Genomic DNA, 23588 nt, shown 5'->3' on the forward strand with positions numbered 1-23588 from the left:
CGACGGTGTCAAGCCCCTACGCCGTGGACGATCTTCGATTTCACATTCCGCACATGTGGCGGCACGGGTGCCCGCGCACTCACCCGGAGGCAAGCCCCACGGCGATCAGCAGCGTCAGCAGGACCGCCCACGCGGCGATCGACAGCCAGCCGAACACGAGCCCGGTCAGGGCGAGCCCGTCCCCGCTCTCGCCGGTCCGCTCGATCTCCGTGCGCGCGGTGTGCCCGAGGATCACCGCCGGAATCCCGGTGAACCCGAAGGTCGGCACACACAGCAGCCCGCACACGGCGGCGCCGACGGCCTTCCCGTTCGCCCGCGGCCGCGGGGCGGGCAGAAACGTCCGCGGTACGGCGGCGACGGCCGCGGCGACCTGCGGTACGGGCCCCTGCGGCAGGTCGGCGACGAGCAGCGCCAGCTCCCCCACGGTCCGGGCGGCGTACGCCCGGCCCACCCGCCGGTCGAACTCGTCCTTCTCCATCCGCCCCTCCCCGTACCCGGCCCGGAGCACGTCGACGGCACGCTCACGGTCGGCGTGGGAGGCGAGCATGGAGGGGGCGGCCTGCGGAACGGCGTACCCGGGCCAGGGGCGGGCGACGGGGGCGGGCGCACCGCGCCAGGGGCGCTCCGCGGAGACGTCCTCGCCCGCACGGTACGGGTACGGCCTCTCGACGGAAGCGTCCGCACCAGACCCTGGCCGCGGCACGCCTCTCCCCTGCCCGGCGTCCGGCGCACCACTGGCCGGCGCCTCGCCTTCACCCTCCCAGGGCCGCCACGACGGCTGCGACACGGAGCACCTCCCGTTCCCCCGAGGTTCCTCCATGATGCGCCATTTCGTGCCTTTGTCGACGGTACGCGCTTCAGCCACGGCGGCCGATTGTCGCTCGTTTCCCGCCTCGTCACTTCAAGTACGTTGACTGGTTGCGAGTTCAAGAGCATCTGTGCAGGTGAACGAGGGGGCAGCGGGTATGGCCGGGGGGCACGCGCAAACGTGGGACGATGGTGGTTTCGACGACAAGGTGCCCTTCCTCGCCCGGCTGGAGAAGGCGGACCGGGTCGCGCTGCTCGCCATCGGCCGCCCGCTGAGCTATCCGGCACGCAGCGACGTCATGCGTCAGGACGAGCCGTTCACCCACGTACTGCTTCTCCTGCACGGCTGGACCAAGGTCACGGTGACCGCCGTCAACGGCTACGAGGCTCTGCTCGCCCTGCGCGGACCGGGTGACATAGTCGGTGAGGGCGCTGCCCTCAGCAGACGTCGGCGCTCGGCGACGGTCACCGCCCTGGAGCCGGTCGAGGCGGTCGTCATAGAGGAGAGCCGCTTCACCGCCTTCCTCGCCGACAACGCCCGCGTGGCGCTGCATCTGCTGAGCCTCGCCACCGACCGACAGCGCTCGACGGACCGCCGCAGGCTGGAATGGGCCGCCCTGACGGTGCGCGAGCGGTTGGCCGCCCTGCTGCTCGAACTCGTGCGCACCCACGGCAAGCACACCGCCGAAGGCATAGAACTCGCCATCGGCCTCAGCCAGCAGGAGTTCGCGGGCTCGGTCGGCTCCTCACGTGAGGCGATCGCCCGGCTCCTCAAGGACCTGCGGAGCCGCAAGGTCGTCCTCACCGACCGCCGCCGCATCGTCGTACTCCGCCCCGACGTGCTGCGCCGCATCGTCACGGGCGGCGCGGCCTGACCATACGGGACCCCGTCCCGTCTGTGCACACGGTCACAGTTCCTCCGTGTCATCGGGCCTTCGGCCACACGCCCGAGGCAGGCCATCGTGCTGGGCATCAGCCCGACTCGCGAGAGGCCGCCATGACCGACCCCGTGTACCGCACCATCCTGCTCTTCGACATCGAGCAGTTCGGCAAGCGCGACAACGTGGAGCAGGCGTACCTGCGCCGCATGCTCTACGACGTCGCCGACGCCACGCTCCTCGCCGCCGGCGCCGACGAGACGTCCCGGCTGCGGGCGGACCGCGGTGACTCCGTCATGGAGCTCATCGACACCCGGATCTCCGTGCCGGTTCTGGCCAAGACCCTGCTGACCGAGACCCCCGCGCTCCTGCACAGCAAGAACCGCCTGATCGCCGACAGCACGCGCATGCGGCTGCGCATCGTGCTCTCCGCGGGATACGTCGCCGTGGACGGGCTCGGCGGCTGGGTCGGCAGGGACCTCAACCACGCCGTACGGCTGCTGGACTCCGGCCCACTGAGGGAGGCCCTGAAGAACCGCGCCGAGGACTGTGTGCTGTGTGCGTCCGACGGGGTGTACCAGGGCGTCGTCAGCAACGGACACCTGGGCGTGCGGCCGGAGGACTTCCACCGGATCACCCTTGAGACCAAGGAAGGGCCGACCGTCGCATGGCTCCACGGCGCACCCGCGGATCCCCCTCCGGACTCGCCCGCGGCCGACACCCCGACGGACTCCCCTGCGGGCAGCGCCCCGTCCGCCCAGCACAACGAGAGCCACGTCACGGGCGACCACTACGGCCCCAGCGGTGGCACGAACGGCGACCTGAACTACGACTTCGGCTCGTCCCGGCGAGGTGAACGCCGGTGAGTCAGGACGACGTGGCGACCGGCGCCGCGACCTCCGCCGACGGAGCCAGGCCGGACGGTGACCAGAAGAAGCAGGACGAGCCGGCCGAGTCCCATGAACGGCAGCGGCAGAAGGCCTGGGACGCGCGCTCGGACCTGATCTCCCACGGCCCGGCCTTCGTCTCCCCGCTGGCCCGCACCGACGCCAGGAGAGACCTTTTCGGTGTCACCGGTGGCGTGGTCAAGGGCGACGTGAACTACCACTTCGGCGCGCGACCGCAGCACCCCGAACACCTCTCGGGGGAGGTCCCCCGGGAACAGGTCGAGGAGTTGTCGTACGTCTTCCACGGCTGCCCGAGTTTCGACGAGGCGCTCGACCGGCTGCGCAGCGACCGGGTCGTCATCCTGTCCGGCGGCCGGGACACCGGCCGACGCTCGGCGGCGCTGATGATGCTGCTGCGCCTGGGCGCCGGGCGGGTGCGCAACCTCGACCCGCCGGCCTCGCTCTCGGTCCTGCTGGAGCAGCTGGACGAGGCGACCGGGCACGTCCTGCTCAACCTGGCCACCAGCCGCAGTCACCCTTTGCGCGAGCCGCATCTGCTGGGCCTGCGCGAGCGGCTGGAGCGCGACGGCGGCTACCTGGTGATCACGGTCGAGCCGTCGGCGGCTCTGGAGGACGTCCCGTTCGTGCGCTGGGAACCGCCGACGGCCGAGGACATGCTGCGCTCCCACGTCACCCGGCACACCGGGCAGGCCGCCTGGGAGGGGCTGTGCGCGCTCACACCGGTGGCGGAGTTCCTGGCACGGCAGCAACAGCCGGGCGGGATCGAGGAGTTCGCACGGCAGCTGGTCGCCTTCCACCGCGGGGAGTCGGACGCGGAGAAGCTCGCCGCCTACGGCAAGGAGGCCGCGACCGCCCAGGTCTCCCGCTGGCTCACCGACGAGCAGCGCCCGACTTCGCTGCACGACAGGGCCTTCCTCATCGCGCTCGCCGTGTTCGACAGGGCCCCGTACGCGGTGACCGCCGAGCTCGCCGACCTGCTCTACATACGGCTCCAGCAGACGGCCAACCCCCGTGTGCCGCCCGAGATCCCGGTCTTCGGCGGCTCCCGCGAGGAATGGCTGCGTCTCGCCCACGCCCGCGGATACTGGGACACCGAGGTCACCGAGTGGGGCCCCCTGGTGGGCCAGTACTTCGCCGCCTTCCGTGACGAGCGCATGGCCCGGCTCCTCCTGGAGGAGGTGTGGAACCTCCGCCCGTCCGCCCGCCCGGCCCTCGTCGCGTGGATCCGTGAGCTCGCCAGGGACGGCCGCCCTCTCGTCCGGACCCGGGCGGCCTCGGCCACCGCCCTCCTTGCCACCGCCGACCTGTCCTCGGCCATGGCCCTCCTCGTCGAACCCTGGGCGGGCGACGAGGACTTCAACTCCTGGCTGACGGCGGCCAACGCCCTCACCATGGCCCAGCTGCTGGAGGTGCCCGGCGTCTTCCGCATCCTGCACGACTGGTGCACCGGCGACTACGAGGGCCGCCGGTGGACGGCCGTCCGTACCTACGGCCTGCTGGGTCCCGTGCACTACGAGCACGCCCTGAACGCCCTGTTGGACGCCATCCGAGGGCAACGCCGTCCGGAGGACCAGGAGGGCGACGAGGACGGCGCCGAGGCCTACGCGGACTTCCTGGAGGAGGAGGCCAAGCAGTTCGCGGACGCCCTGGAACTCCTCCTGCTCGCCCTGCGCGAACCCGTGCTGCGCGCCCTCGCCGACCGCCTCCCCGGGGACCGCAGGGTCCGTGCGTACGCGCTCCGTGCCTTCCTCCAGGCGTGCCGGCAGACCGACGGGCCCGACGACCGCCCGCTCGTCCTGGACTGGTACGCCCAGGCCGCGGCCGCCGTCGACGACACGGAGGCGCGGCACCTCGTCACGTTCTGGCAGGCCGCGCTGGCCGATCGGGAACACACCACGCAGGCCCTGCGCATCCTGCGCGGCTGGGTCCTCACAGCCGACCGCGACCCGGAGTCCGAGGCAGCCCTCACCTCGCTGCTGCCCGCCCTCGTCACGACGCCTGCCAACCACCACCGCGTGAGCCACCTGCTCCGCACGGTCCGCGACGCCGAGAAGCCCCCCTCACCGGTGGCCGTCCGGCTGCTGGCACGCATCCCCGACCACTGAGAGAGGCCGGCCATGGAACACACCGCCCCGCGGCCCGAACAGCCGAAGGAACCGAAGTACTCCAAGCCTCCCGAACAGCCGGACAGCGGCAAGGACCTGCCGTACCCCGGGCGGACCGACGGTCCGGGCGAGCAGGAGGAGGGCCGGCGGACCGAGCAGCTCGACTGGTTCCGGCAGCGGCCCGAGAAGCCCCTGGCGCGCCATCCCGAAGCGGACCCCGTCCACACCGTCTGGCATCTGTCGCGGTTCCGGCTCGGCAGTCGGCGCTACGCGGGACGCCTCGACCACGCGCTGGTCCTGGTCACCCAGCAGGGGACGTACAGGACGTTCATGCCGCCGAAGCGACCCACGTCCGTGTGGGGCTACGTCACGGTCTACGAGGTGGACACGGACTCCCACTCCTTCCCGCTGAAGGTGCCCCTGCCCAGCCGGATCGACAGCTTCGAGTTCGAGGCCACCGCCGACATCACCTGGCGCGTCGTCGATCCGGAGCTGTTCGTGCGCAGCCAGGAGCACGACGTGCCCGCCCTGGTCACGCGTCGGCTGCTGCCCGTGATGCGGGCGGCCGGTCGCGGGCACCCCATCGAGGCGAGCGCCGAGGCCGAGGGGGCCGTGCAACGGGCGGTGGACGCCACCCCGCAGATCGGGGCGGCCGAGGGCCTGGAGGTCAGCGGCTCGGTCCGGCTGCGGCGCGATGCCACCGAGCGCTTCCACCAGGACCGGCTGCGCACGGCCCGGCACGAGGAAGAGGCCGCCGAACCGGAACACCGGGCGTCCATGCGCCGCAACGAGTACGAGGCGGAGCGGACGTCCGCGAAGATCGAGTTCTACGAACACCACCTGGCCAGGGGCGGTACGGCCGCGATCGCCCTGCACCTGGCGGTGCATCCGCAGGACACGAACCTGGTTCTCCAACACCTCCACACCGAGCAGGCAGACCTGGTGAAGAGCCAGCTGCACCTGATCGACCAGGCGCTGGAGGGCAAGCTGCTGGAGCAGTACCACCTCGAAAAGCCCCACGCGCTCATCGCCGAGCGGATGACGGCCATCCTGCGGGCGACCGGCTCCCCGGCTCAGGACGGCCTCCCACCGGCCTACCCGGAGTTGCCGCGGGAGAGCCGTCCGGACGACGGAACATGACAAGGGCCCCGCGCAGCCCACGACCACGGGCGGACGTCCAGCTGCTCGCCGATCTCCGCGGTGAGATCGCCCGCGCCGACGCCAAGGCCACGGTCCTGGTGGGCATGCTCGGCCTGACGGCGGGCGTACTGAGCGCCCTCCTGGTGAATCTGCGCTGGAACCCCGCGCGGCTCCCGGTGCCCGCCGCCCTGCTCTGGTGGTCGGGAGCCGCACTGCTGGTCATCTCGTTCTTCGCCCTGCTCCTGGCCGTCACACCCCGCTACGGCAGAAGCCGCTGGGCCCCGGGGCAGCCGCTCACCTACTTCGACGACATCCGCCGCGCCGCCCTCGCCGGCCTCCTCGCTTCCGCCCTGGCGGACACGGAACGCGCCCCGGCCCGGGCACTGCGCGCGGCTCTCGCCGAGAACAGCCGCATCGCCGCTCGCAAGCACTTCTGGATCCGGACCGGCCTGATCGCCTTCGGCGGCTCGGCGGTCCTGCTTCCCGTATCGCTGCTCTTCGCCTGAGACGCCTGAGACCCCGTCCCCGCCCGGAAGGAACGCCATGTCCCTGCCCTACGAATCCGAAGAACCAGAGGAACCCGAGAAACCCCGGGACCTGGACGAGGAACTGCCGCTGTTCCGCTCCGGGCGCGTCCACATATCCCCCCGCCGGCGCGGCGCGGACATCACCGCCCTCGGCCATCTGGCACTCCATCTCCCCCACGGGCTCGCCAGCCTGGCCGTCGTCTTCCTGGTGTCGTACGTCGTCGGCGCCGTGAGCGGCGTCCCCTGGTGGATCCCGTTCGGGTGCTGGACGCTCAGCGGCGCCCTGGTCTTCAGCCGGCCCTGCGAACGCCTCCTGGCCCGGTGGCTTTTCCGGCTGCGTTTCCCGGCTCCCGAGGAGGAGCGGAAACTGCGCCCCGTCTGGCGGGAGGTGGCGGGCCGCGCCGGTGTCGACGCGAACGCGTACCAGCTGTGGATAGAGGGCAGCGACGAGATCAACGCCCTGGCGGCGGCCGGCCACATCGTCAGCGTGACCAGCCACTCGCTGAAGACCCTCAGCCCCGCCCAGCTGGGTGGCGTGCTCGCCCATGAGCTCGGCCATCACACCCGGGGCCATGCGTGGGCCTCGCTGCTCTCCCTCTGGTACGCGCTGCCCGCCCGGCTCGCCTGGCGCCTGGTGCTCCGGACGGCCTCGCGTGTCGAGCGGCTCTCCGCGGGCGCGGCGACCTTCGCGACCTTCGCCGCGGTCGTCGTCGTCCTCGCGCTGGCGACCGCCACGTACGGCCTGGTCTTCCTTCCGCTGGCCACGCCGTACCTGGTGGCCGCCGTCTCCCGGCGTGCGGAGCTGCGCGCCGACGAGCACGCCGCGGGGCTCGGTTTCGCCGCGCACCTGATGGAGGTGCTGCGTGCTGAGCACGACCGGCTGGAGTCCCGGCGGACCACCCCGGACGGGGTGATGATGCGCCTGCTCGACTCCCACCCCGACGTCCACACCCGGATGCATCACCTGCAGGCCTATGTGGACCGCCGGCGATGACACGCCGAAGGGCGGCCACCCCGTACGAAACGGAGTGACCGCCCTTCAGTCGTTCAGACGCAGGTCCTACTGGTTGTACGGACCGTAGTCGTAGTCCTCCAGCGGGACGGCCTGGCCGGAGCCCGTGCCGAACGGCGAGTAGTCGATGTCGTCGTATCCGACGGCCGAGTACATCGCGGCCTTGGCCTCCTCGGTCGGCTCCACCCGGATGTTGCGGTAACGGGACAGACCCGTACCGGCCGGGATGAGCTTACCGATGATGACGTTCTCCTTGAGGCCGATGAGGCTGTCGGACTTGGCGTTGATCGCCGCATCCGTCAGGACTCGGGTCGTCTCCTGGAAGGAGGCGGCCGACAGCCAGGATTCCGTCGCCAGCGAGGCCTTGGTGATACCCATCAGCTGCGGACGACCGGAGGCCGGGTGACCGCCCTCCTGGACCACACGACGGTTCTCGGTCTCGAACTTCGACCGCTCGACCAGCTCACCGGGCAGCAGCTCGGCGTCGCCGGACTCGATGATCGTCACGCGGCGCAGCATCTGCCGGATGATGATCTCGATGTGCTTGTCGTGGATCGACACACCCTGCGAGTTGTAGACCTTCTGGACCTCGCCGACCAGGTGGACCTGGACGGCACGCTGACCCAGGATGCGCAGCACGTCGTGCGGGTTGGTGGCACCCACGGTGAGCTTCTGGCCCACCGTGACGTGCTCGCCCTCGCTGACGAGGAGCCGGGCACGCTTCGAGATCGGGAACGCCGTCTCGTCGCTGCCGTCGTCCGGCGTGATGACGATCTTCTTGGTCTTCTCGGTCTCCTCGATGCGGACACGGCCGTCCGCCTCGGAGATCGGTGCGACACCCTTCGGGGTACGGGCCTCGAAGAGCTCGACGACACGCGGCAGACCCTGCGTGATGTCGTCACCGGCCACACCACCGGTGTGGAAGGTACGCATCGTCAGCTGGGTGCCGGGCTCACCGATGGACTGGGCGGCGATGATGCCGACCGCCTCACCGATGTCGACCAGCTTGCCGGTGGCCAGCGAGCGGCCGTAGCACATGGCGCAGGTGCCGACATGCGACTCGCAGGTCAGGATCGAGCGGGTCTTGACCTCCTCGATGCCGTGGTGCACCAGCTGGTCGATGAGCACGTCGCCCAGGTCCACGTTGGCCGGCGCGATCACCTTGCCGTCGATGACGACGTCCTCGGCGAGCATGCGGGCGTAGACGCTGGTCTCGACGTCGTCGGTCTTGCGCAGCACGCCGTCGGCGCCACGCGTGGCGATCTTCAGCTTCAGACCGCGCTCGGTGCCGCAGTCCTCCTCGCGGATGATGACGTCCTGCGAGACGTCCACCAGACGACGGGTCAGGTAACCCGAGTCGGCGGTACGCAGGGCGGTGTCCGCCAGACCCTTACGGGCACCGTGCGTGGAGATGAAGTACTCCAGCACGGACAGGCCCTCACGGAAGGACGCCTTGATCGGACGCGGAATCGTCTCGTTCTTGGCGTTCGACACCAGACCACGCATACCGGCGATCTGACGCATCTGCATCATGTTTCCTCGGGCACCCGAGTCAACCATCATGAAGATGGGGTTCGTCTTGGGGAAGTTCGCGTTCATCGCCTCGGCGACCTCGTTGGTCGCCTTGGTCCAGATCGCGATGAGCTCCTGCGTGCGCTCTTCCTTGGTGATCAGACCGCGCTCGTACTGCTTCTGGACCTTCTCGTCCAGCGCCTCGTAACCCTTGACGATCTCCTTCTTCGCCTCGGGAACGACGACGTCGGAGATGGCCACGGTGACACCGGAGCGGGTCGCCCAGTAGAAGCCCGCCGCCTTCAGGTTGTCGAGCGTCGCCGCCACGATGACCTTGGGGTAGCGCTCGGCCAGGTCGTTGACGATCTCGGAGAGCTGCTTCTTGCCCACCGAGTAGTCGACGAACGGGTAGTCCTCGGGCAGCAGCTCGTTGAAGAGCGCGCGGCCCAGGGTGGTGCGCAGGCGGAAGGTGTCACCCTGCTGCCACTCCGGGTCGCCCTCCTCCTGCGCCGGCGGCATCCAGCCACGCGGCGGGATGGTGCCCACCGGGAAGCGGATGTCGACCGGGGACTGGAGCGCGAGCTCACCGGCGTCGAACGCCATGATCGCCTCGGCCGTGGAGCCGAAGGACCGGCCCTCGCCCTTGGTGTCACGCAGCTCACCGTCGGTGGTGAGGAAGAACAGACCAAGAACCATGTCCTGGGTCGGCATGGTGACGGGACGACCGTCAGCCGGCTTCAGGATGTTGTTCGAGGACAGCATCAGGATGCGGGCCTCGGCCTGCGCCTCCGCGGAGAGCGGCAGGTGCACGGCCATCTGGTCACCGTCGAAGTCCGCGTTGAACGCGGTGCAGACGAGCGGGTGGATCTGGATGGCCTTGCCCTCGACCAGCTGCGGCTCGAAGGCCTGGATGCCGAGGCGGTGCAGGGTGGGCGCACGGTTCAGCAGCACCGGGTGCTCGGCGATGACCTCTTCGAGGACGTCGTACACCACGGTCCGGCCACGCTCGACCATCCGCTTGGCGCTCTTGATGTTCTGCGCGTGGTTCAGGTCGACCAGGCGCTTCATCACGAACGGCTTGAAGAGCTCCAGCGCCATCGCCTTCGGCAGACCGCACTGGTGCAGCTTCAGCTGCGGACCGACGACGATCACGGAACGCGCGGAGTAGTCCACACGCTTGCCGAGCAGGTTCTGACGGAATCGACCCTGCTTGCCCTTGAGCATGTCGCTCAGGGACTTCAGCGGGCGGTTACCGGGACCGGTGACCGGACGGCCACGACGGCCGTTGTCGAACAGCGCGTCGACGGCCTCCTGGAGCATGCGCTTCTCGTTGTTCACGATGATCTCGGGCGCACCGAGGTCGAGAAGGCGCTTCAGGCGGTTGTTGCGGTTGATCACACGGCGGTACAGGTCGTTCAGGTCGGAGGTCGCGAAGCGGCCACCGTCCAGCTGCACCATCGGGCGAAGGTCCGGCGGGATGACCGGGACGCAGTCGAGCACCATGCCCTTGGGGCTGTTGGAGGTCTGCAGGAAGGCAGACACGACCTTCAGCCGCTTCAGCGCACGGGTCTTCTTCTGGCCCTTGCCGGTACGGATGATCTCGCGAAGCCGCTCGGCCTCTTCGTCCAGGTCGAAGGACTCCAGGCGCTTCTGCAGCGCCGCGGCACCCATCGAGCCGTCGAAGTACGTGCCGAAGCGGTCACGCAGCTCGCGGTAGAGGAGCTCGTCGCCCTCCAGGTCCTGGACCTTGAGGTTCTTGAACCGGGTCCACACCTCGTCGAGACGGTCGATCTCGCGCTGCGCACGGTCGCGCAGCTGCTTCATCTCACGCTCGGCACCTTCGCGCACCTTGCGGCGCACGTCGGCCTTGGCGCCCTCGGCCTCCAGCTCGGCCAGGTCGGTCTCGAGCTTCTTGGCGCGGGCCTCCAGGTCGGAGTCGCGACGGTTCTCGACCTGCTGCCGCTCGACGGAGACGTGCGCCTCCAGGGAGGGCAGGTCACGCGTACGGCGCTCCTCGTCCACGTACGTGATCATGTACGCGGCGAAGTAGATGACCTTCTCGAGGTCCTTCGGGGCCAGGTCGAGCAGGTAGCCCAGGCGCGACGGGACGCCCTTGAAGTACCAGATGTGGGTGACGGGAGCGGCAAGCTCGATGTGGCCCATCCGCTCACGACGCACCTTGGCGCGCGTGACCTCGACGCCACAGCGCTCACAGATGATGCCCTTGAAGCGGACGCGCTTGTACTTGCCGCAGTAGCACTCCCAGTCCCGGGTCGGACCGAAGATCTTCTCGCAGAAGAGTCCGTCCTTCTCGGGCTTGAGGGTGCGGTAGTTGATGGTCTCGGGCTTCTTGACCTCGCCGTGGCTCCACTGACGGATGTCGTCAGCGGTGGCCAGACCGATCCGGAGCTCATCGAAGAAGTTGACGTCGAGCACTATGCGTCAATCCCTCTCAGGGTTGTAAGTCTTGGGGTCTGAAACGGGGGTCCAGGGGCCGGCCGGAGGTTCCTCACCAGGTCCTCCGGCCGGACTCCCGTCAGACCTCTTCGACGCTGCTCGGCTCGCGCCGGGACAGGTCGATGCCGAGCTCTTCCGCCGCGCGGAAGACGTCCTCGTCGGTGTCGCGCATCTCGATGGACATGCCGTCCGAGGACAGCACCTCCACGTTGAGGCACAGGGACTGCATCTCCTTGATGAGCACCTTGAAGGACTCGGGGATGCCGGGCTCGGGGATGTTCTCGCCCTTGACGATTGCCTCGTAGACCTTCACGCGGCCGGTGACGTCGTCGGACTTGATGGTCAGCAGCTCCTGGAGGGCGTATGCGGCGCCGTATGCCTCCAGCGCCCACACCTCCATCTCGCCGAACCGCTGGCCACCGAACTGGGCCTTACCACCCAGCGGCTGCTGGGTGATCATCGAGTACGGACCGGTCGACCGGGCGTGGAGCTTGTCGTCGACCAGGTGGTGGAGCTTGAGGATGTACATGTAGCCGACAGAGATCGGCTCCGGGAACGGCTCGCCGGAGCGGCCGTCGAACATCCTCGCCTTGCCGGTCGGCTGCACCATGCGCTCGCCGTCGCGGTTCGGGATGGTGTGGTTCAGCAGACCCGCGAGCTCGTCCTCGCGCGCACCGTCGAAGACGGGGGTCGCGACGTTCGTGCCCGGTTCGACCTGGTCGGCGCCGATGACCTGCAGGCGCTTCGCCCAGTCCTCGCCGAGCCCGGAGACGTCCCAGCCGCGGCTGGCGAGCCAGCCGAGGTGGATCTCCAGGACCTGTCCCGGGTTCATTCGGGACGGCACACCCAGCGGGTTCAGGATGATGTCGACCGGAGTTCCGTCCTCGAGGAACGGCATGTCCTCGATCGGAAGGATCTTCGAGATGACGCCCTTGTTGCCGTGTCGGCCGGCGAGCTTGTCACCGTCGGTGATCTTGCGCTTCTGCGCAACATACACACGGACCAGCTGGTTGACGCCGGGCGGCAGCTCGTCGCCCTCCTCGCGGTCGAAGACACGGACGCCGATGATCTTGCCGGTCTCGCCGTGCGGCACCTTCAGCGAGGTGTCGCGGACCTCACGGGCCTTCTCACCGAAGATCGCGCGCAGCAGGCGCTCCTCCGGCGTCAGCTCGGTCTCACCCTTGGGCGTGACCTTGCCGACCAGGATGTCGCCCGCGGTGACCTCGGCGCCGATGCGGATGATGCCGCGCTCGTCGAGGTCGGCGAGGACCTCCTCGGAGACGTTCGGGATGTCCCGGGTGATCTCCTCGGGGCCGAGCTTGGTGTCACGGGCGTCGACCTCGTGCTCCTCGATGTGGATCGAGGAGAGGACGTCGTCCTGCACGAGGCGCTGCGACAGGATGATCGCGTCCTCGTAGTTGTGACCCTCCCACGGCATGAACGCCACGAGCAGGTTCTTGCCCAGCGCCATCTCGCCGTTCTCGGTGGCCGCGCCGTCGGCGAGGACCTGGCCCTCGATGACGCGGTCGCCCTCGTCGATGATGACCTTCTGGTTGACCGAGGTGCCCTGGTTGGAGCGGGCGAACTTGGCCAGGCGGTAGGTGATGTACGTGCCGTCGTCGTTGGCGGTGGTGATGTAGTCCGCGGAGACCTCCTGGACCACACCCGCCTTCTCGGCCTTGACCACGTCGCCGGCGTCGACGGCGGAGCGGTACTCCATGCCGGTGCCGACGAGCGGGGCCTCGCTCTTGATGAGCGGCACGGCCTGACGCATCATGTTCGCGCCCATCAGGGCACGGTTGGCGTCGTCGTGCTCGAGGAACGGGATCATGGCGGTCGCGACCGACACCATCTGGCGCGGCGAGACGTCCATGTAGTCCACGTCGTCACCGGGGACGTAGTCGACCTCGCCGCCACGGCGGCGGACCAGGACGCGGTTCTCGGTGAAGCGCATGTTGTCGTCGAGCGTGGCGTTGGCCTGCGCGATGACGAAGCGGTCCTCTTCGTCGGCCGTCAGGTAGTCGACCTCGTCGGTGACGACGTCGCCGTCGACCCTGCGGTACGGCGTCTCCACGAAGCCGAACGCGTTGACGCGGCCGTAGGAGGCGAGCGAACCGATCAGACCGATGTTCGGGCCTTCGGGCGTCTCGATCGGGCACATGCGTCCGTAGTGGGACGGGTGCACGTCACGGACCTCGAAGCCGGCCCGCTCACGGGAGAGACCACCCGGGCCAAGAGCCGACAGACGGCGCTTGTGGGTGAGACCCGACAGCGGGTTGTTCTGGTCCATGAACTGCGACAGCTGGCTGGTGCCGAAGAACTCCTTGATGGAGGCGACGACCGGCCGGATGTTGATCAGGGTCTGCGGCGTGATCGCCTCGACGTCCTGGGTCGTCATGCGCTCACGGACGACGCGCTCCATACGAGCCAGACCCGTGCGGACCTGGTTCTGGATGAGCTCGCCGACGCTGCGCAGACGACGGTTGCCGAAGTGGTCGATGTCGTCGGTCTCGACGACGATGTTCGTGCCGCTGTCGCCGACCGTCTCGGTCTCGCCCGCGTGCAGCTTCACCAGGTACTTGATCGTCGAGATGATGTCCTCGACGGTCAGGATGCCCGCGTCGAGCGGAGCCTCCGCACCCAGCTTCTTGTTGACCTTGTAGCGGCCGACCTTGGCGAGGTCGTAGCGCTTCGGGTTGAAGTAGAGGTTCTCCAGAAGGGTCTGGGCGGCCTCACGCGTGGGCGGTTCGCCCGGACGCAGCTTGCGGTAGATGTCGAGCAGCGCGTCGTCCTGGCCCTGGGTGTGGTCCTTCTCCAGGGTTGCGCGCATCGACTCGTACTCGCCGAACTCCTCGAGGATCTGCTCGGTGGTCCAACCGAGCGCCTTGAGAAGGACGGTCACGGACTGCTTGCGCTTGCGGTCGATGCGGACACCGACCATGTCGCGCTTGTCGATCTCCATCTCCAGCCAGGCACCCCGGGAAGGGATGATCTTGGCCGAGAAGATGTCCTTGTCGGACGTCTTGTCGATGGAGGAGTCGAAGTAGACACCCGGCGAACGGACCAGCTGCGACACCACGACACGCTCGGTGCCGTTGATGACGAAGGTGCCCTTGTGGGTCATGAGCGGGAAGTCGCCCATGAAGACCGTCTGGGACTTGATCTCGCCGGTCTCGTTGTTGGTGAACTCGGCCGTCACGAAGAGCGGTGCCGCGTACGTGAAGTCGCGGTCCTTGCACTCGTCGATGCTGTTCTTCGGGGGCTCGAAACGGTGGTCGCGGAAGGTCAGCGACATCGACCCGGAAAAGTCCTCGATCGGGGAGATCTCCTCGAAGATCTCCTCCAGACCGGACTTGGTGGGGACGTCCTGACCGGACTCGAGAGCGGCCTCGACCCGACTCTGCCAGGCGGTGTTCCCGAGCAGCCAGTCAAAGCTCTCGGTCTGCAGCGCGAGCAGGTTGGGAACCTCGAGGGGCTCCTTGATCTTTGCAAAGGAGATGCGCAGCGGGGCGGTGCTGGCGCCGTTGTTCGTATTCGCGTTCGAGGCAGTGCGCGAGGCGGCCAAGAGGGGGTCCTTCCGAGGGCTCGGACTCACTACGCGCTCCCCGGTTCCCTCATCCACGGCACAGAGACAGATCTCCCTGATTTGACCAGAAGGCCAGGTCAGAGATGTTCCGTTCATCGATGCTGAGGCGAGGGCAGACCCCTGGTGACGGGCAGGGGGCAACTAACAGGCAGCGCAAAGGGTCAGTGTAGCCATTCGGCGCACTGATGTCCAGCCCTGCATTCCTGCCCAGTCTTCAAAAACTCTCGCTGTCCTCAACGCCCTCGGCATGCTGCCCTCAACGCACACTGATACTGCCCTCTTCGTCGCCGATCCATGCCTCGGATTCGGACCGTTCTGGCGACGCGTCCTGAGAATTGCGCGCTGCGTGCGGTTCGTCAAGGCCTCCCTGCCCGAACCTGGGGTTCCGGGAGACACGACGAAGATCACCATACCCCTCGCCCTCAAGGCCGCACGGTAACCGTGACCGCGCCTCCAGGAACGCCGAAGAGCGACCACCCAGATGGATGATCGCTCTTCGGTGCTTACGCGTTACAGGCCGAACGAGGCCCGCGAGAGGTCTTACTTGACCTCGACGGACGCGCCGGCCGTCTTGAGGGACTCGGCAGCCTTCTCGGCGGCCTCCTTGGCGACCTTCTCGAGGACCGGCTTCGGAGCGCCGTCCACGAGGTCCTTGGCCTCCTTCAGACCCAGGGAGGTCAGCTCACGCACGACCTTGATGACCTGGATCTTCTTCTCGCCGGCGCCGGTGAGGATGACGTCGAACTCGTCCTGCTCCTCGGCAACCTCGGCGGCGGCGGCCGGACCGGCCGGACCGGCGACGGCGACGGCCGCGGCGGCGGTGACGTCGAACTTCTCCTCGAAGGCCTTCACGAACTCGGAGAGCTCGATGAGGGTCATCTCCTCGAACTGCGCGAGCAGGTCTTCCTGGCTGAGCTTCGCCATGAGGGGCGATCCTTCCACTAATTCGGCTGGTGCCGGTATGTACATGTGTGGCGGGCGTACGTTCGGCCCGCTACGACCTCTGCCTCAGGCGGGCTGCCTCAGGCGGCGGTCATTTCGCGAGCCGAGTTACTCGGCACCGCCCTGCTCGTCCTGCTTGGCACGAAGCGCTTCCACAGTGCGGACGAGCTTCGACGGGAGCGCCTGGAAGACCTGAGCAGCCTGAGTCTGCTTGCCCTTGAAGGCACCCGCCAGCTTGGAGAGCAGAACCTCGCGGGACTCGAGGTCCGCAAGCTTCTTGATCTCGTCGGCGGACAGCGCCTTGCCGTCAAGGACACCGCCCTTGATGACGAGGTTGGGGTTGTCCTTGGCGAAGTCACGAAGACCCTTGGCCGACTCCACCGGGTCACCGGTGACGAAGGCGACCGCCGTCGGACCGTTGAACAGGTCGTCGAGCGTCGTGATCCCGGCCTCGTTGGCCGCAATCTTGGTCAGCGTGTTCTTCACCACGGCGTACTGGGCGTTCTCACCGAGAGAACGGCGCAGGTTCTTGAGCTGCGCCACAGTGAGACCCCGGTACTCGGTCAGCACGGCGGCGTTCGAGCTGCGGAACTGCTCCGTCAGCTCGGCTACCGCGGCAGCCTTGTCGGGCCTTGCCATAGAGCGTCGGCCTCCTTCCGGGTGATGAGGACCGCTCAGAAGGGGCTGGACAAACGAAACGCCCCGGCGCAGGCGCACGGGGCGTAACTCAACCGGAAACACAACTGCCGTGAGGCAGTGAACTCCAGGAGCGACTTCCACAGACACCTACGCGGGTCGTCCGCAGTATTCAGCGGATCCTTCGGCCACCGCACCCTCAGTTGAGAACACGGCAACGACCAGCGGTCTTTGGCTTCTGTAGGAGCGTACGTGACCGGATCCCTGTCAAGCAAATCCGGTCCTACGACGCTCAGCCGTTCTGGAGTCCCTTCATCATCTCGGCCAGGTCGGCGGTGTCCTTCGCGGGCGGGGCCGTGACGGTGACCGGCTTGTTGTAGTCGAGGAAGGTGATGGTCATGTCGAGCGGGCCCTTGTCGGCGGCGCCCTGCATCCGGAACTGCTTGGTGTGGTTCTCGCCGTCGACCCACATGTCCATGGCGAGCTTGTCGACGCCCAGCTTCTCGTACTGCTGGAGGCTCTTCTCGCGCTGCTCGCGGACGGCCTTGGTCTCGTCCTTGAAGGAGGCCTTGAGGTCGGCGACGGTGACGGTGCCCGAGTAGTGGGTCGTCTTGACGCCGTCGACAGTCTCGGTGCCGACCTTCTTCACGTTCTTGGCGCCGGTGAGGAACGTGGACTCGGTGGCCGGGTTCTGGTCGGCCTGGCCGGCACCGGGCGTGGTGGCGCCGAGGTTCTTGTCGCCCAGCGCGGACATGTCGAACTTGACCCAGGTCTTGCCGTCCATCTCCTTGGCCATGTCGGCGTTGCCGCCGATGTACATGGCCTTGTCGACGAGCCGGATCTCCATGGTGCCCTTGGTGCCCTGGTCGGGCACGGTCATCTTCATGGCCATCGCGACGCTCGGCTTGATCCGCATGGAGGCCTCGCCCTCGACCCGCCCCTGCTCGGGCACCTTGCCCTTCATGCGGTAGTGGACGGAGGTGATGCCCTCCGTGTTCTTCGCCGCCTTGGCGACCGCTGCCGCGGGCGTCATCTTCGGCGACTCGTCGCCCCCCTTGGAACAGCTGACCGCACCCGCGGCGAGGGCCACGACGGCGAGCCCGGCGCCGATCGTCCGACAGCGTGCGGAACGTCGTACAGAAGCACTCATTGATTCCCCCCAAGGAACACATGGCCGATTCACAGCAAGACCGTGAGCCTAGCCGAGGGGGCGGAGGGGGTCCTGCGAATTCCCCGGGACTCAGGAGGAGTTGGTACTCGGCTGTGACAGGAGTGTCTTGAAATCCGTGGTGTCGGCGGCCGGCGGCTTCCGTACGGCGACCTTCACGCCGTAGTCGCTGTAGTGGGCGGTCTGGGTCACCCGGCCGCTCGCCGTAGTGGTCTTCTCGACCTTCTTGACCAGTAGGTTCTTCTCGTTGATCCAGATGTCGACGGTCTCGGCGGTGACATCGGCGGCTTGGAGCCGCTGCTGGAGCTCGGTGTCGGTGACGTCCTCGACCCGCACGGTGCCGGAGTAGTGCGTGGTGGTCTGGCCGTCCACGCTCTCCTCGCCGACCTCGCGCACGTCCTTCGAGTCCAGCAGCAGCCGCACCGACTGGTTGGGGGTGGTGGAGCGCATCTGGTCGGCGAGGTCGGCTCCGCCGCCGAGGGTCTTCAGGTCGTCGTAGGCGTATTTGAGCCAGTGCTTGCCGCCCGCCTTCGCGGCGAAGACGTCGCCCATGCGCGCGTAGTAGGCGTCGGAGAGGTAGCGGGCCTCCATGGAGGTGACGCCGAGACCTCGCATCGTCTCGGCCGCGGAGCCGCCGGTGTAGGCGATGGTGAGGGCGCCGGAGAGGCCGTCGCGCCAGGCCAGGACGCCGTCGGCGGTGAGGGAGAGCTGGCTGCCCATCACGGTTCCCGATCTCACCCGGGCCGTGTCGGCCCGCTCGGTGGAGCGCTCGGCGACACGCAGGGCGGGGAGAGGGGCGGGCGCCGGGGCCGTGTGCGTCTCGCGGGGCCCGTCGGGGGAGCCGGAGGAGGTGCAGGCGGTGGTGCAGACGGCCAGTCCCGTCAGTACGGCGGCCCTCATGACCCAGACCGTCGTCCTCTTCATGCGTCCCCCCGGTGCAGGTGCCCTGCTCGCACGCTAACCCAGAGCACATGCCCCGCACACGCGAACGGGCCCCGCACCTCGAAAGGTGCGGGGCCCGGGAACCTGCCGGTGTCTCAGACCGCGGCCGGGTCCTCCTCGACGAGGAGGTTGCGGGTGCGGTTGGAGTCGAGCGGGATGCCGGGGCCGATCGTCGTGCTGAGAGCGGCCTTCTTGATGTAGCGCCCCTTGGCGGCGGACGGCTTCAGACGGAGGATCTCCTCCAGGGCCGCGCCGTAGTTCTCCACCAGCTGGGTGTCGTCGAACGACGTCTTGCCGATGATGAAGTGCAGGTTCGAGTGCTTGTCGACGCGGAACTCGATCTTGCCACCCTTGATCTCGGTGACAGCCTTGGTCACGTCCGGGGTCACGGTGCCGGTCTTGGGGTTCGGCATGAGACCACGGGGACCGAGCACGCGGCCGAGGCGGCCGACCTTGCCCATGAGGTCCGGGGTGGCGACGACGGCGTCGAAGTCCAGACGACCCTTCGCCACCTCGTCGATGAGCTCGTCGGAGCCGACGATGTCGGCGCCCGCGGCGAGTGCGGCCTCGGCACGGTCACCGGTCGCGAAGACCAGGACCCGGGCGGTCTTACCGGTGCCGTGCGGGAGGTTCACGGTGCCACGGACCATCTGGTCCGCCTTGCGCGGGTCGACACCCAGACGGAAGGCGACCTCGACGGTGCCGTCGAACTTGCTCGTGGAGGTCTCCTTGGCGAGACGGACGGCCTCGAGCGGGGCGTAGAGCTTCTCCCGGTCGATCTTGGCGTCCGCAGCGCGGAGAGACTTGCTGCGCTTGCTCACTACTGCTCCTTGTGTGTTCTGAGGAGTCGTGGTGTGGGCCGAGCAGGCCCTGCCACTTCTTCTGCGGGAGTTGGGCTCAGCCCTCGACCGTGATGCCCATGGAACGGGCGGTACCGGCGATGATCTTGGACGCGGCGTCCAGGTCATTGGCGTTGAGGTCGGGGAGCTTGGTCGTGGCGATCTCGCGGACCTGCGCCTGGGTGATCTTGGCGACCTTGGTCTTGTGCGGCTCGCCCGAGCCCTTCTCGACACCAGCGGCCTTGAGGATCATCTTCGCGGCCGGCGGAGTCTTGGTGATGAAGGTGAAGGAGCGGTCCTCGTAGACCGTGATCTCCACCGGGATCACCCAGCCACGCTGCGACTCGGTCGCGGCGTTGTAGGCCTTGCAGAACTCCATGATGTTGACGCCGTGCTGACCGAGCGCGGGGCCGACCGGCGGGGCCGGGTTCGCCGCGCCGGCGTTGATCTGGAGCTTGATGAGCCCCGTGACCTTCTTCTTCTTGGGAGGCATGCTCTCTCCGGGTCCTTACGTGAGAGGTCGAGTGCCATCTGCCTGACTCGGATGCGTCAATTGGATGATTCATCCAGCAAATGGCATACCGCACCACGATAGCCGTTGCGGCCCTGGACAAGAAATCGGCAGGTCAGCCCTGCGGAGCGGGGTCCCGTCGGAGCGGGCCGTGGATCAGCCGGAGCACCGCGATGAGCAGCAGCGCAAGGGTCGGGAGGCCGAGCAGGAAGCATGCGGCGACCACGGAGCCGTAATCGTTCTCCTCGGCGGCCCTCGTCGGGTCCGAGGCCAGGTAACGGATGACGATCGGCTTGCCGTCCCGCGAGACCTTGTTCTCCCGAGTGCCGGTGACGGCCGGCAGATCGGCCTCCACGCGCCTGCCGTCGACCTCGAAGTCGACCCAGCAGCGGTGACGGAAGCAGTTGGCGCCCTCCGAGTGGAAGGTACCGACCGCGCGCCCCCCGCCCTGGACCTCGGCCACCCGGTTCCACTGGTTGATCCCCACGAGGATCGCCGGAATCGAGAGGACCGCAGCGAGCAGCAGGAGCAGAGCCGGCACCCGGAAACGGCGAAGACGCCCCGTCCCGGTCTCCACCGGTGGGGCGCCTTCGTCGGTTCTGTCTGTGTCGGTCAAGCCACTCAGTTCTTCTGGATCTGGTCGAAGGACAGCTCGACCGGAGTCTCGCGGCCAAAGATCTCGACGAGGCCCTTGACCTTCTTGGAGTCGGCGTTGATCTCGTTGATCGTGGCCTGGAGGGTGGCGAAGGGGCCGTCGGTGACGGTGACCGAGTCGCCGACCTCGAAGTCCAGGACCTGGACCTCGAGCTTGCGCTGCGGGACCGGCTTGCCCTCGGCCTCGGCGGCCTCGCGGGCGGCCTTCTCCTCGGCCTCCGGGGCGAGCATCTTGACGATCTCGTCCAGGGTCAGCGGGTACGGGTCGTAGGCGTTGCCCACGAAGCCGGTGACGCCGGGGGTGTTGCGGACGACACCCCAGGACTCGTTGGTCAGGTCCATGCGCACCAGGACATAGCCGGGGAGCTTGTTCTGGCGGATGGTCTTGCGCTCGCCGTTCTTGATCTGCGCGACCTCTTCCTGGGGCACCTCGGCCTGGAAGATGAAGTCCTCGACGTTCAGCGAGACGGCACGCTGTTCGAGGTTGGTCTTCACGCGGTTCTCGTAACCCGCGTAGGTGTGGATGACGTACCACTCACCGGGGAGGGTGCGCAGTTCCTCGCGCAGGGCGGCGACGGGGTCGACCGGCTCGGCCGGCTCTTCCTCGGCCTCTTCTTCCTCGTCCTCGACGGACTCGGTGGCCTCGACGTCATCGCCGGACTCGTCCTCGGTGAACTCGACGTCACCACCGGACTCTTCCGCGGACTCGTCCTCGGCGTGCAGGGCGGCTTCCTCGGCGGGCTCGCCGGCCTCGGCGTCGGCAGCCTCGACCTCGTCCAGGTCCTCGTCCGCGCCCTCGACGATGTCGAGCTCGTCCTCCACGGACACGGTCTCGTCCGGCTCGACGGCGTCGTTCAGGTTCTGGTCAGACACGGTGGCTGCTTCTTCCTGGATACTTAGGGGTGGAACATGCGAAAAGGGGCGCCGGTAACCTCGGCGCCCTTCGCTCTGTGCTCAGCCGAATACGTACTTGGCGGCGTGGTTGAGTCCATAGTCAATCACGGTCACCAGACCGATCATGACGATGACGAAGACGATCACCACGGTCGTATACGTCGACAGCTGGTTCCGCGACGGCCAGACGACCTTGCGGAGTTCTGCGACGATCTGCCGGTAGAAGAGCGCGAGGCGCTTCAGCGGGCCCTTCTTGGCCCGCTTGCCGCCTTTACGGGTCTTCTTGGACTCCGGCGCCTCATCCTGGGCATCAGGCGTATCAATGGAGCCCACGGCGTCCGCCATTCGTCCTCACCTGTTCCCGGGTCGTGGCCGTGCCGCGCCCGGTTGGAGCCGCACGGCGGTGCATTGCTGTACGTACATGCGCACACATCCTGGCGATGGTGTGTGTAGCAGGGCCGGAGGGACTTGAACCCCCAACCGCCGGTTTTGGAGACCGGTGCTCTACCAATTGAGCTACGACCCTTTGTGCGCCCCCCAACGTACCGCATCCGACCGGGTGCTCGGTGTGCACCGGTTGGGGCGGCTGCTGAAGGCCAACGAGGTGAGAGTGTACGTGGTCCACGGCCCCTCGTCGAACAGAAAGCGCCCGTAAGGGCCTTGGGGACGCAAGATCGCCCAGCGTGCGGGACGAATCCGGACGGTTGTTCAGTCGTTGTTCAGTCCGTGAAACCCGCGTGCCGGGCAGGTTTCCGGTCTGGAACGATGGGCCCCATGAGCGCTGCAACCCCTCCCACCGCGCGCCGGGTCTCCGCCCGAGTCGGCGCGATCTCCGAGTCCGCCACCCTCGCCGTGGACGCCAAGGCCAAGGCCCTCAAGGCCGCCGGGAGGCCGGTGATCGGCTTCGGCGCCGGTGAGCCGGACTTCCCGACCCCGGACTACATCGTCCAGGCCGCGATCGAGGCCTGCTCGAACCCGAAGTACCACCGCTACACCCCGGCCGGCGGTCTGCCCGAGCTGAAGTCCGCGATCGCCGCGAAGACGCTGCGCGACTCCGGCTACGAGGTCGACCCGACGCAGATCCTCGTGACCAACGGCGGCAAGCAGGCGATCTACGAGGCGTTCGCCGCGATCCTCGACCCGGGCGACGAGGTCATCGTCCCGGCGCCGTACTGGACGACGTACCCGGAGTCCATCCGTCTCGCCGGCGGTGTCCCGGTCGACGTCGTCGCGGACGAGACCACCGGTTACCGCGTCAGCGTGGAGCAGCTGGAGGCGGCCCGCACGGAGAAGACCAAGGTCGTCCTCTTCGTCTCCCCCTCCAACCCGACCGGCGCCGTCTACAGCGAGGCCGACGCCGAGGCGATCGGCCGCTGGGCCGTCGAGCACGGCCTGTGGGTGCTGACCGACGAGATCTACGAGCACCTCGTCTACGGCGACGCGACGTTCACCTCGCTGCCCGCGCTCCTGCCCGAGCTGCGCGACAAGTGCATCGTCGTCAACGGCGTCGCGAAGACGTACGCCATGACGGGCTGGCGGGTGGGCTGGATCATCGGTCCGAAGGACGTCGTCAAGGCCGCGACGAACCTTCAGTCGCACGCCACGTCCAACGTGTCGAACGTCGCCCAGGTCGCGGCCCTCGCCGCGGTCTCCGGCAACCTCGACGCGGTGGCGGAGATGCGCACGGCCTTCGACCGGCGTCGCAAGACGATCGTGCGGATGCTCAACGAGATCGACGGCGTGCTCTGCCCGGAGCCCGAGGGCGCCTTCTACGCCTACCCGTCGGTCAAGGAGCTGCTCGGCAAGGAGATCCGCGGCAAGCGCCCGCAGGACACGGTCGAGCTGGCCGCGCTGATCCTGGAGGAGGCCGAGGTCGCGGTCGTCCCGGGTGAGGCCTTCGGCACGCCGGGCTATCTGCGGCTGTCGTACGCGCTGGGTGACGAGGATCTCGTCGAGGGTGTCTCGCGGATCCAGAAGCTGCTGGCGGAGGCGCGGGACTGACGTCTCCGTGGGAAAAGGGGCACCCCGTCCGTGAGGGGGTGCCCCTTTTTTTGTGCGAGCAAGACCACT

19 protein-coding genes and 1 tRNA gene are annotated in these 23588 nt (G+C 68.1%); 7 read left to right on the forward strand and 13 right to left on the reverse strand.

The features are described from left to right. Window positions 1-79: 79 nt before the first annotated feature. Window positions 80-703 (reverse strand): DUF1707 and DUF4190 domain-containing protein, encoded by a 624-nt coding sequence (locus tag ACZ48Z_RS04325; RefSeq protein ID WP_468734245.1) that lies wholly within the window; start codon window positions 701-703, stop codon window positions 80-82. Between the two features lie 262 nt (window positions 704-965). Here ACZ48Z_RS04325 and ACZ48Z_RS04330 point away from each other — a divergent pair, with 262 nt between their 5' ends. The 6 genes from ACZ48Z_RS04330 (at window position 966) to ACZ48Z_RS04355 (ending at window position 7359) form a co-directional block, all read left to right on the forward strand. After that, the gene (locus tag ACZ48Z_RS04330; protein WP_468734246.1) at window positions 966-1682 is read left to right on the forward strand and encodes a Crp/Fnr family transcriptional regulator; all 717 of its coding nucleotides are present in this window, start codon (window positions 966-968) and stop codon (window positions 1680-1682) included. A 122-nt stretch (window positions 1683-1804) separates the two neighbouring features. Beyond that, a complete protein-coding gene (locus ACZ48Z_RS04335) occupies window positions 1805-2551 on the forward strand; it encodes a hypothetical protein (protein WP_468734247.1) in 747 nt (248 codons plus the stop codon). Further along, complete coding sequence (locus ACZ48Z_RS04340) at window positions 2548-4698, forward strand: hypothetical protein (protein WP_468734248.1); 2151 nt, start codon at window positions 2548-2550, stop codon at window positions 4696-4698. Before ACZ48Z_RS04335 ends, ACZ48Z_RS04340 begins: the two co-directional genes overlap by 4 nt. A gap of 12 nt (window positions 4699-4710) precedes the next feature. Beyond that, entirely contained in the window at window positions 4711-5838 is a 1128-nt protein-coding gene (locus ACZ48Z_RS04345) for a hypothetical protein (RefSeq protein WP_468734249.1), read from the forward strand. Then, window positions 5835-6344, forward strand: a complete 510-nt coding sequence (locus ACZ48Z_RS04350; protein ID WP_468734250.1) for a Pycsar system effector family protein — start codon at window positions 5835-5837, stop codon at window positions 6342-6344. Before ACZ48Z_RS04345 ends, ACZ48Z_RS04350 begins: the two co-directional genes overlap by 4 nt. Before the next feature lie 37 nt (window positions 6345-6381). Further along, a complete protein-coding gene (locus ACZ48Z_RS04355; protein WP_468734251.1) occupies window positions 6382-7359 on the forward strand; it encodes a M48 family metalloprotease in 978 nt (325 codons plus the stop codon). Window positions 7360-7425: 66 nt separating this feature from the next. Here the strand turns inward: ACZ48Z_RS04355 and ACZ48Z_RS04360 are convergent, their stop codons facing one another. From ACZ48Z_RS04360 to ACZ48Z_RS04415, 12 genes are all read right to left on the reverse strand, one after another. Then, window positions 7426-11325 (reverse strand): DNA-directed RNA polymerase subunit beta', encoded by a 3900-nt coding sequence (locus ACZ48Z_RS04360; protein ID WP_468734252.1) that lies wholly within the window; start codon window positions 11323-11325, stop codon window positions 7426-7428. Between the two features lie 100 nt (window positions 11326-11425). Next, window positions 11426-14911: a DNA-directed RNA polymerase subunit beta gene (gene rpoB, locus ACZ48Z_RS04365; protein WP_468734253.1), complete on the reverse strand. Its 3486-nt coding sequence runs from the start codon at window positions 14909-14911 to the stop codon at window positions 11426-11428. A 561-nt stretch (window positions 14912-15472) separates the two neighbouring features. Then, entirely contained in the window at window positions 15473-15856 is a 384-nt protein-coding gene (gene rplL, locus ACZ48Z_RS04370; RefSeq protein ID WP_468734254.1) for a 50S ribosomal protein L7/L12, read from the reverse strand. A 126-nt stretch (window positions 15857-15982) separates the two neighbouring features. After that, a complete protein-coding gene (rplJ, locus tag ACZ48Z_RS04375; protein ID WP_389096401.1) occupies window positions 15983-16513 on the reverse strand; it encodes a 50S ribosomal protein L10 in 531 nt (176 codons plus the stop codon). 289 nt (window positions 16514-16802) lie between these two features. Beyond that, window positions 16803-17660, reverse strand: coding sequence for an SCO4651 family lipoprotein (locus ACZ48Z_RS04380; RefSeq protein WP_468734255.1), 858 nt, complete (start codon window positions 17658-17660; stop codon window positions 16803-16805). Between the two features lie 90 nt (window positions 17661-17750). Continuing rightward, window positions 17751-18602 carry an SCO4651 family lipoprotein gene (locus ACZ48Z_RS04385; protein WP_468734256.1) on the reverse strand — a complete coding sequence of 284 codons (852 nt, stop codon included), beginning with the start codon at window positions 18600-18602 and terminating at the stop codon, window positions 17751-17753. A 113-nt stretch (window positions 18603-18715) separates the two neighbouring features. Next, window positions 18716-19441 (reverse strand): 50S ribosomal protein L1, encoded by a 726-nt coding sequence (rplA, locus tag ACZ48Z_RS04390; RefSeq protein WP_389096407.1) that lies wholly within the window; start codon window positions 19439-19441, stop codon window positions 18716-18718. A gap of 76 nt (window positions 19442-19517) precedes the next feature. Beyond that, the gene (gene rplK, locus ACZ48Z_RS04395) at window positions 19518-19952 is read right to left on the reverse strand and encodes a 50S ribosomal protein L11 (protein WP_006383482.1); all 435 of its coding nucleotides are present in this window, start codon (window positions 19950-19952) and stop codon (window positions 19518-19520) included. A gap of 133 nt (window positions 19953-20085) precedes the next feature. Further along, window positions 20086-20586 (reverse strand): hypothetical protein, encoded by a 501-nt coding sequence (locus tag ACZ48Z_RS04400; protein WP_468734257.1) that lies wholly within the window; start codon window positions 20584-20586, stop codon window positions 20086-20088. 5 nt (window positions 20587-20591) lie between these two features. Continuing rightward, window positions 20592-21497: a transcription termination/antitermination protein NusG gene (nusG, locus tag ACZ48Z_RS04405; protein WP_468734258.1), complete on the reverse strand. Its 906-nt coding sequence runs from the start codon at window positions 21495-21497 to the stop codon at window positions 20592-20594. A gap of 81 nt (window positions 21498-21578) precedes the next feature. Next, entirely contained in the window at window positions 21579-21863 is a 285-nt protein-coding gene (gene secE, locus ACZ48Z_RS04410) for a preprotein translocase subunit SecE (RefSeq protein WP_468734259.1), read from the reverse strand. Window positions 21864-21971: 108 nt separating this feature from the next. Next, a tRNA-Trp gene (locus ACZ48Z_RS04415) sits at window positions 21972-22044 on the reverse strand. Between the two features lie 248 nt (window positions 22045-22292). Between ACZ48Z_RS04415 and ACZ48Z_RS04420 the strand changes: the two genes are divergently transcribed. Then, entirely contained in the window at window positions 22293-23519 is a 1227-nt protein-coding gene (locus ACZ48Z_RS04420; protein WP_468734260.1) for a pyridoxal phosphate-dependent aminotransferase, read from the forward strand. The last annotated feature ends 69 nt before the right edge of the window (window positions 23520-23588 follow it).

The sequence above is a fragment of the Streptomyces sp. NPDC031225 genome (genome assembly GCF_055570355.1).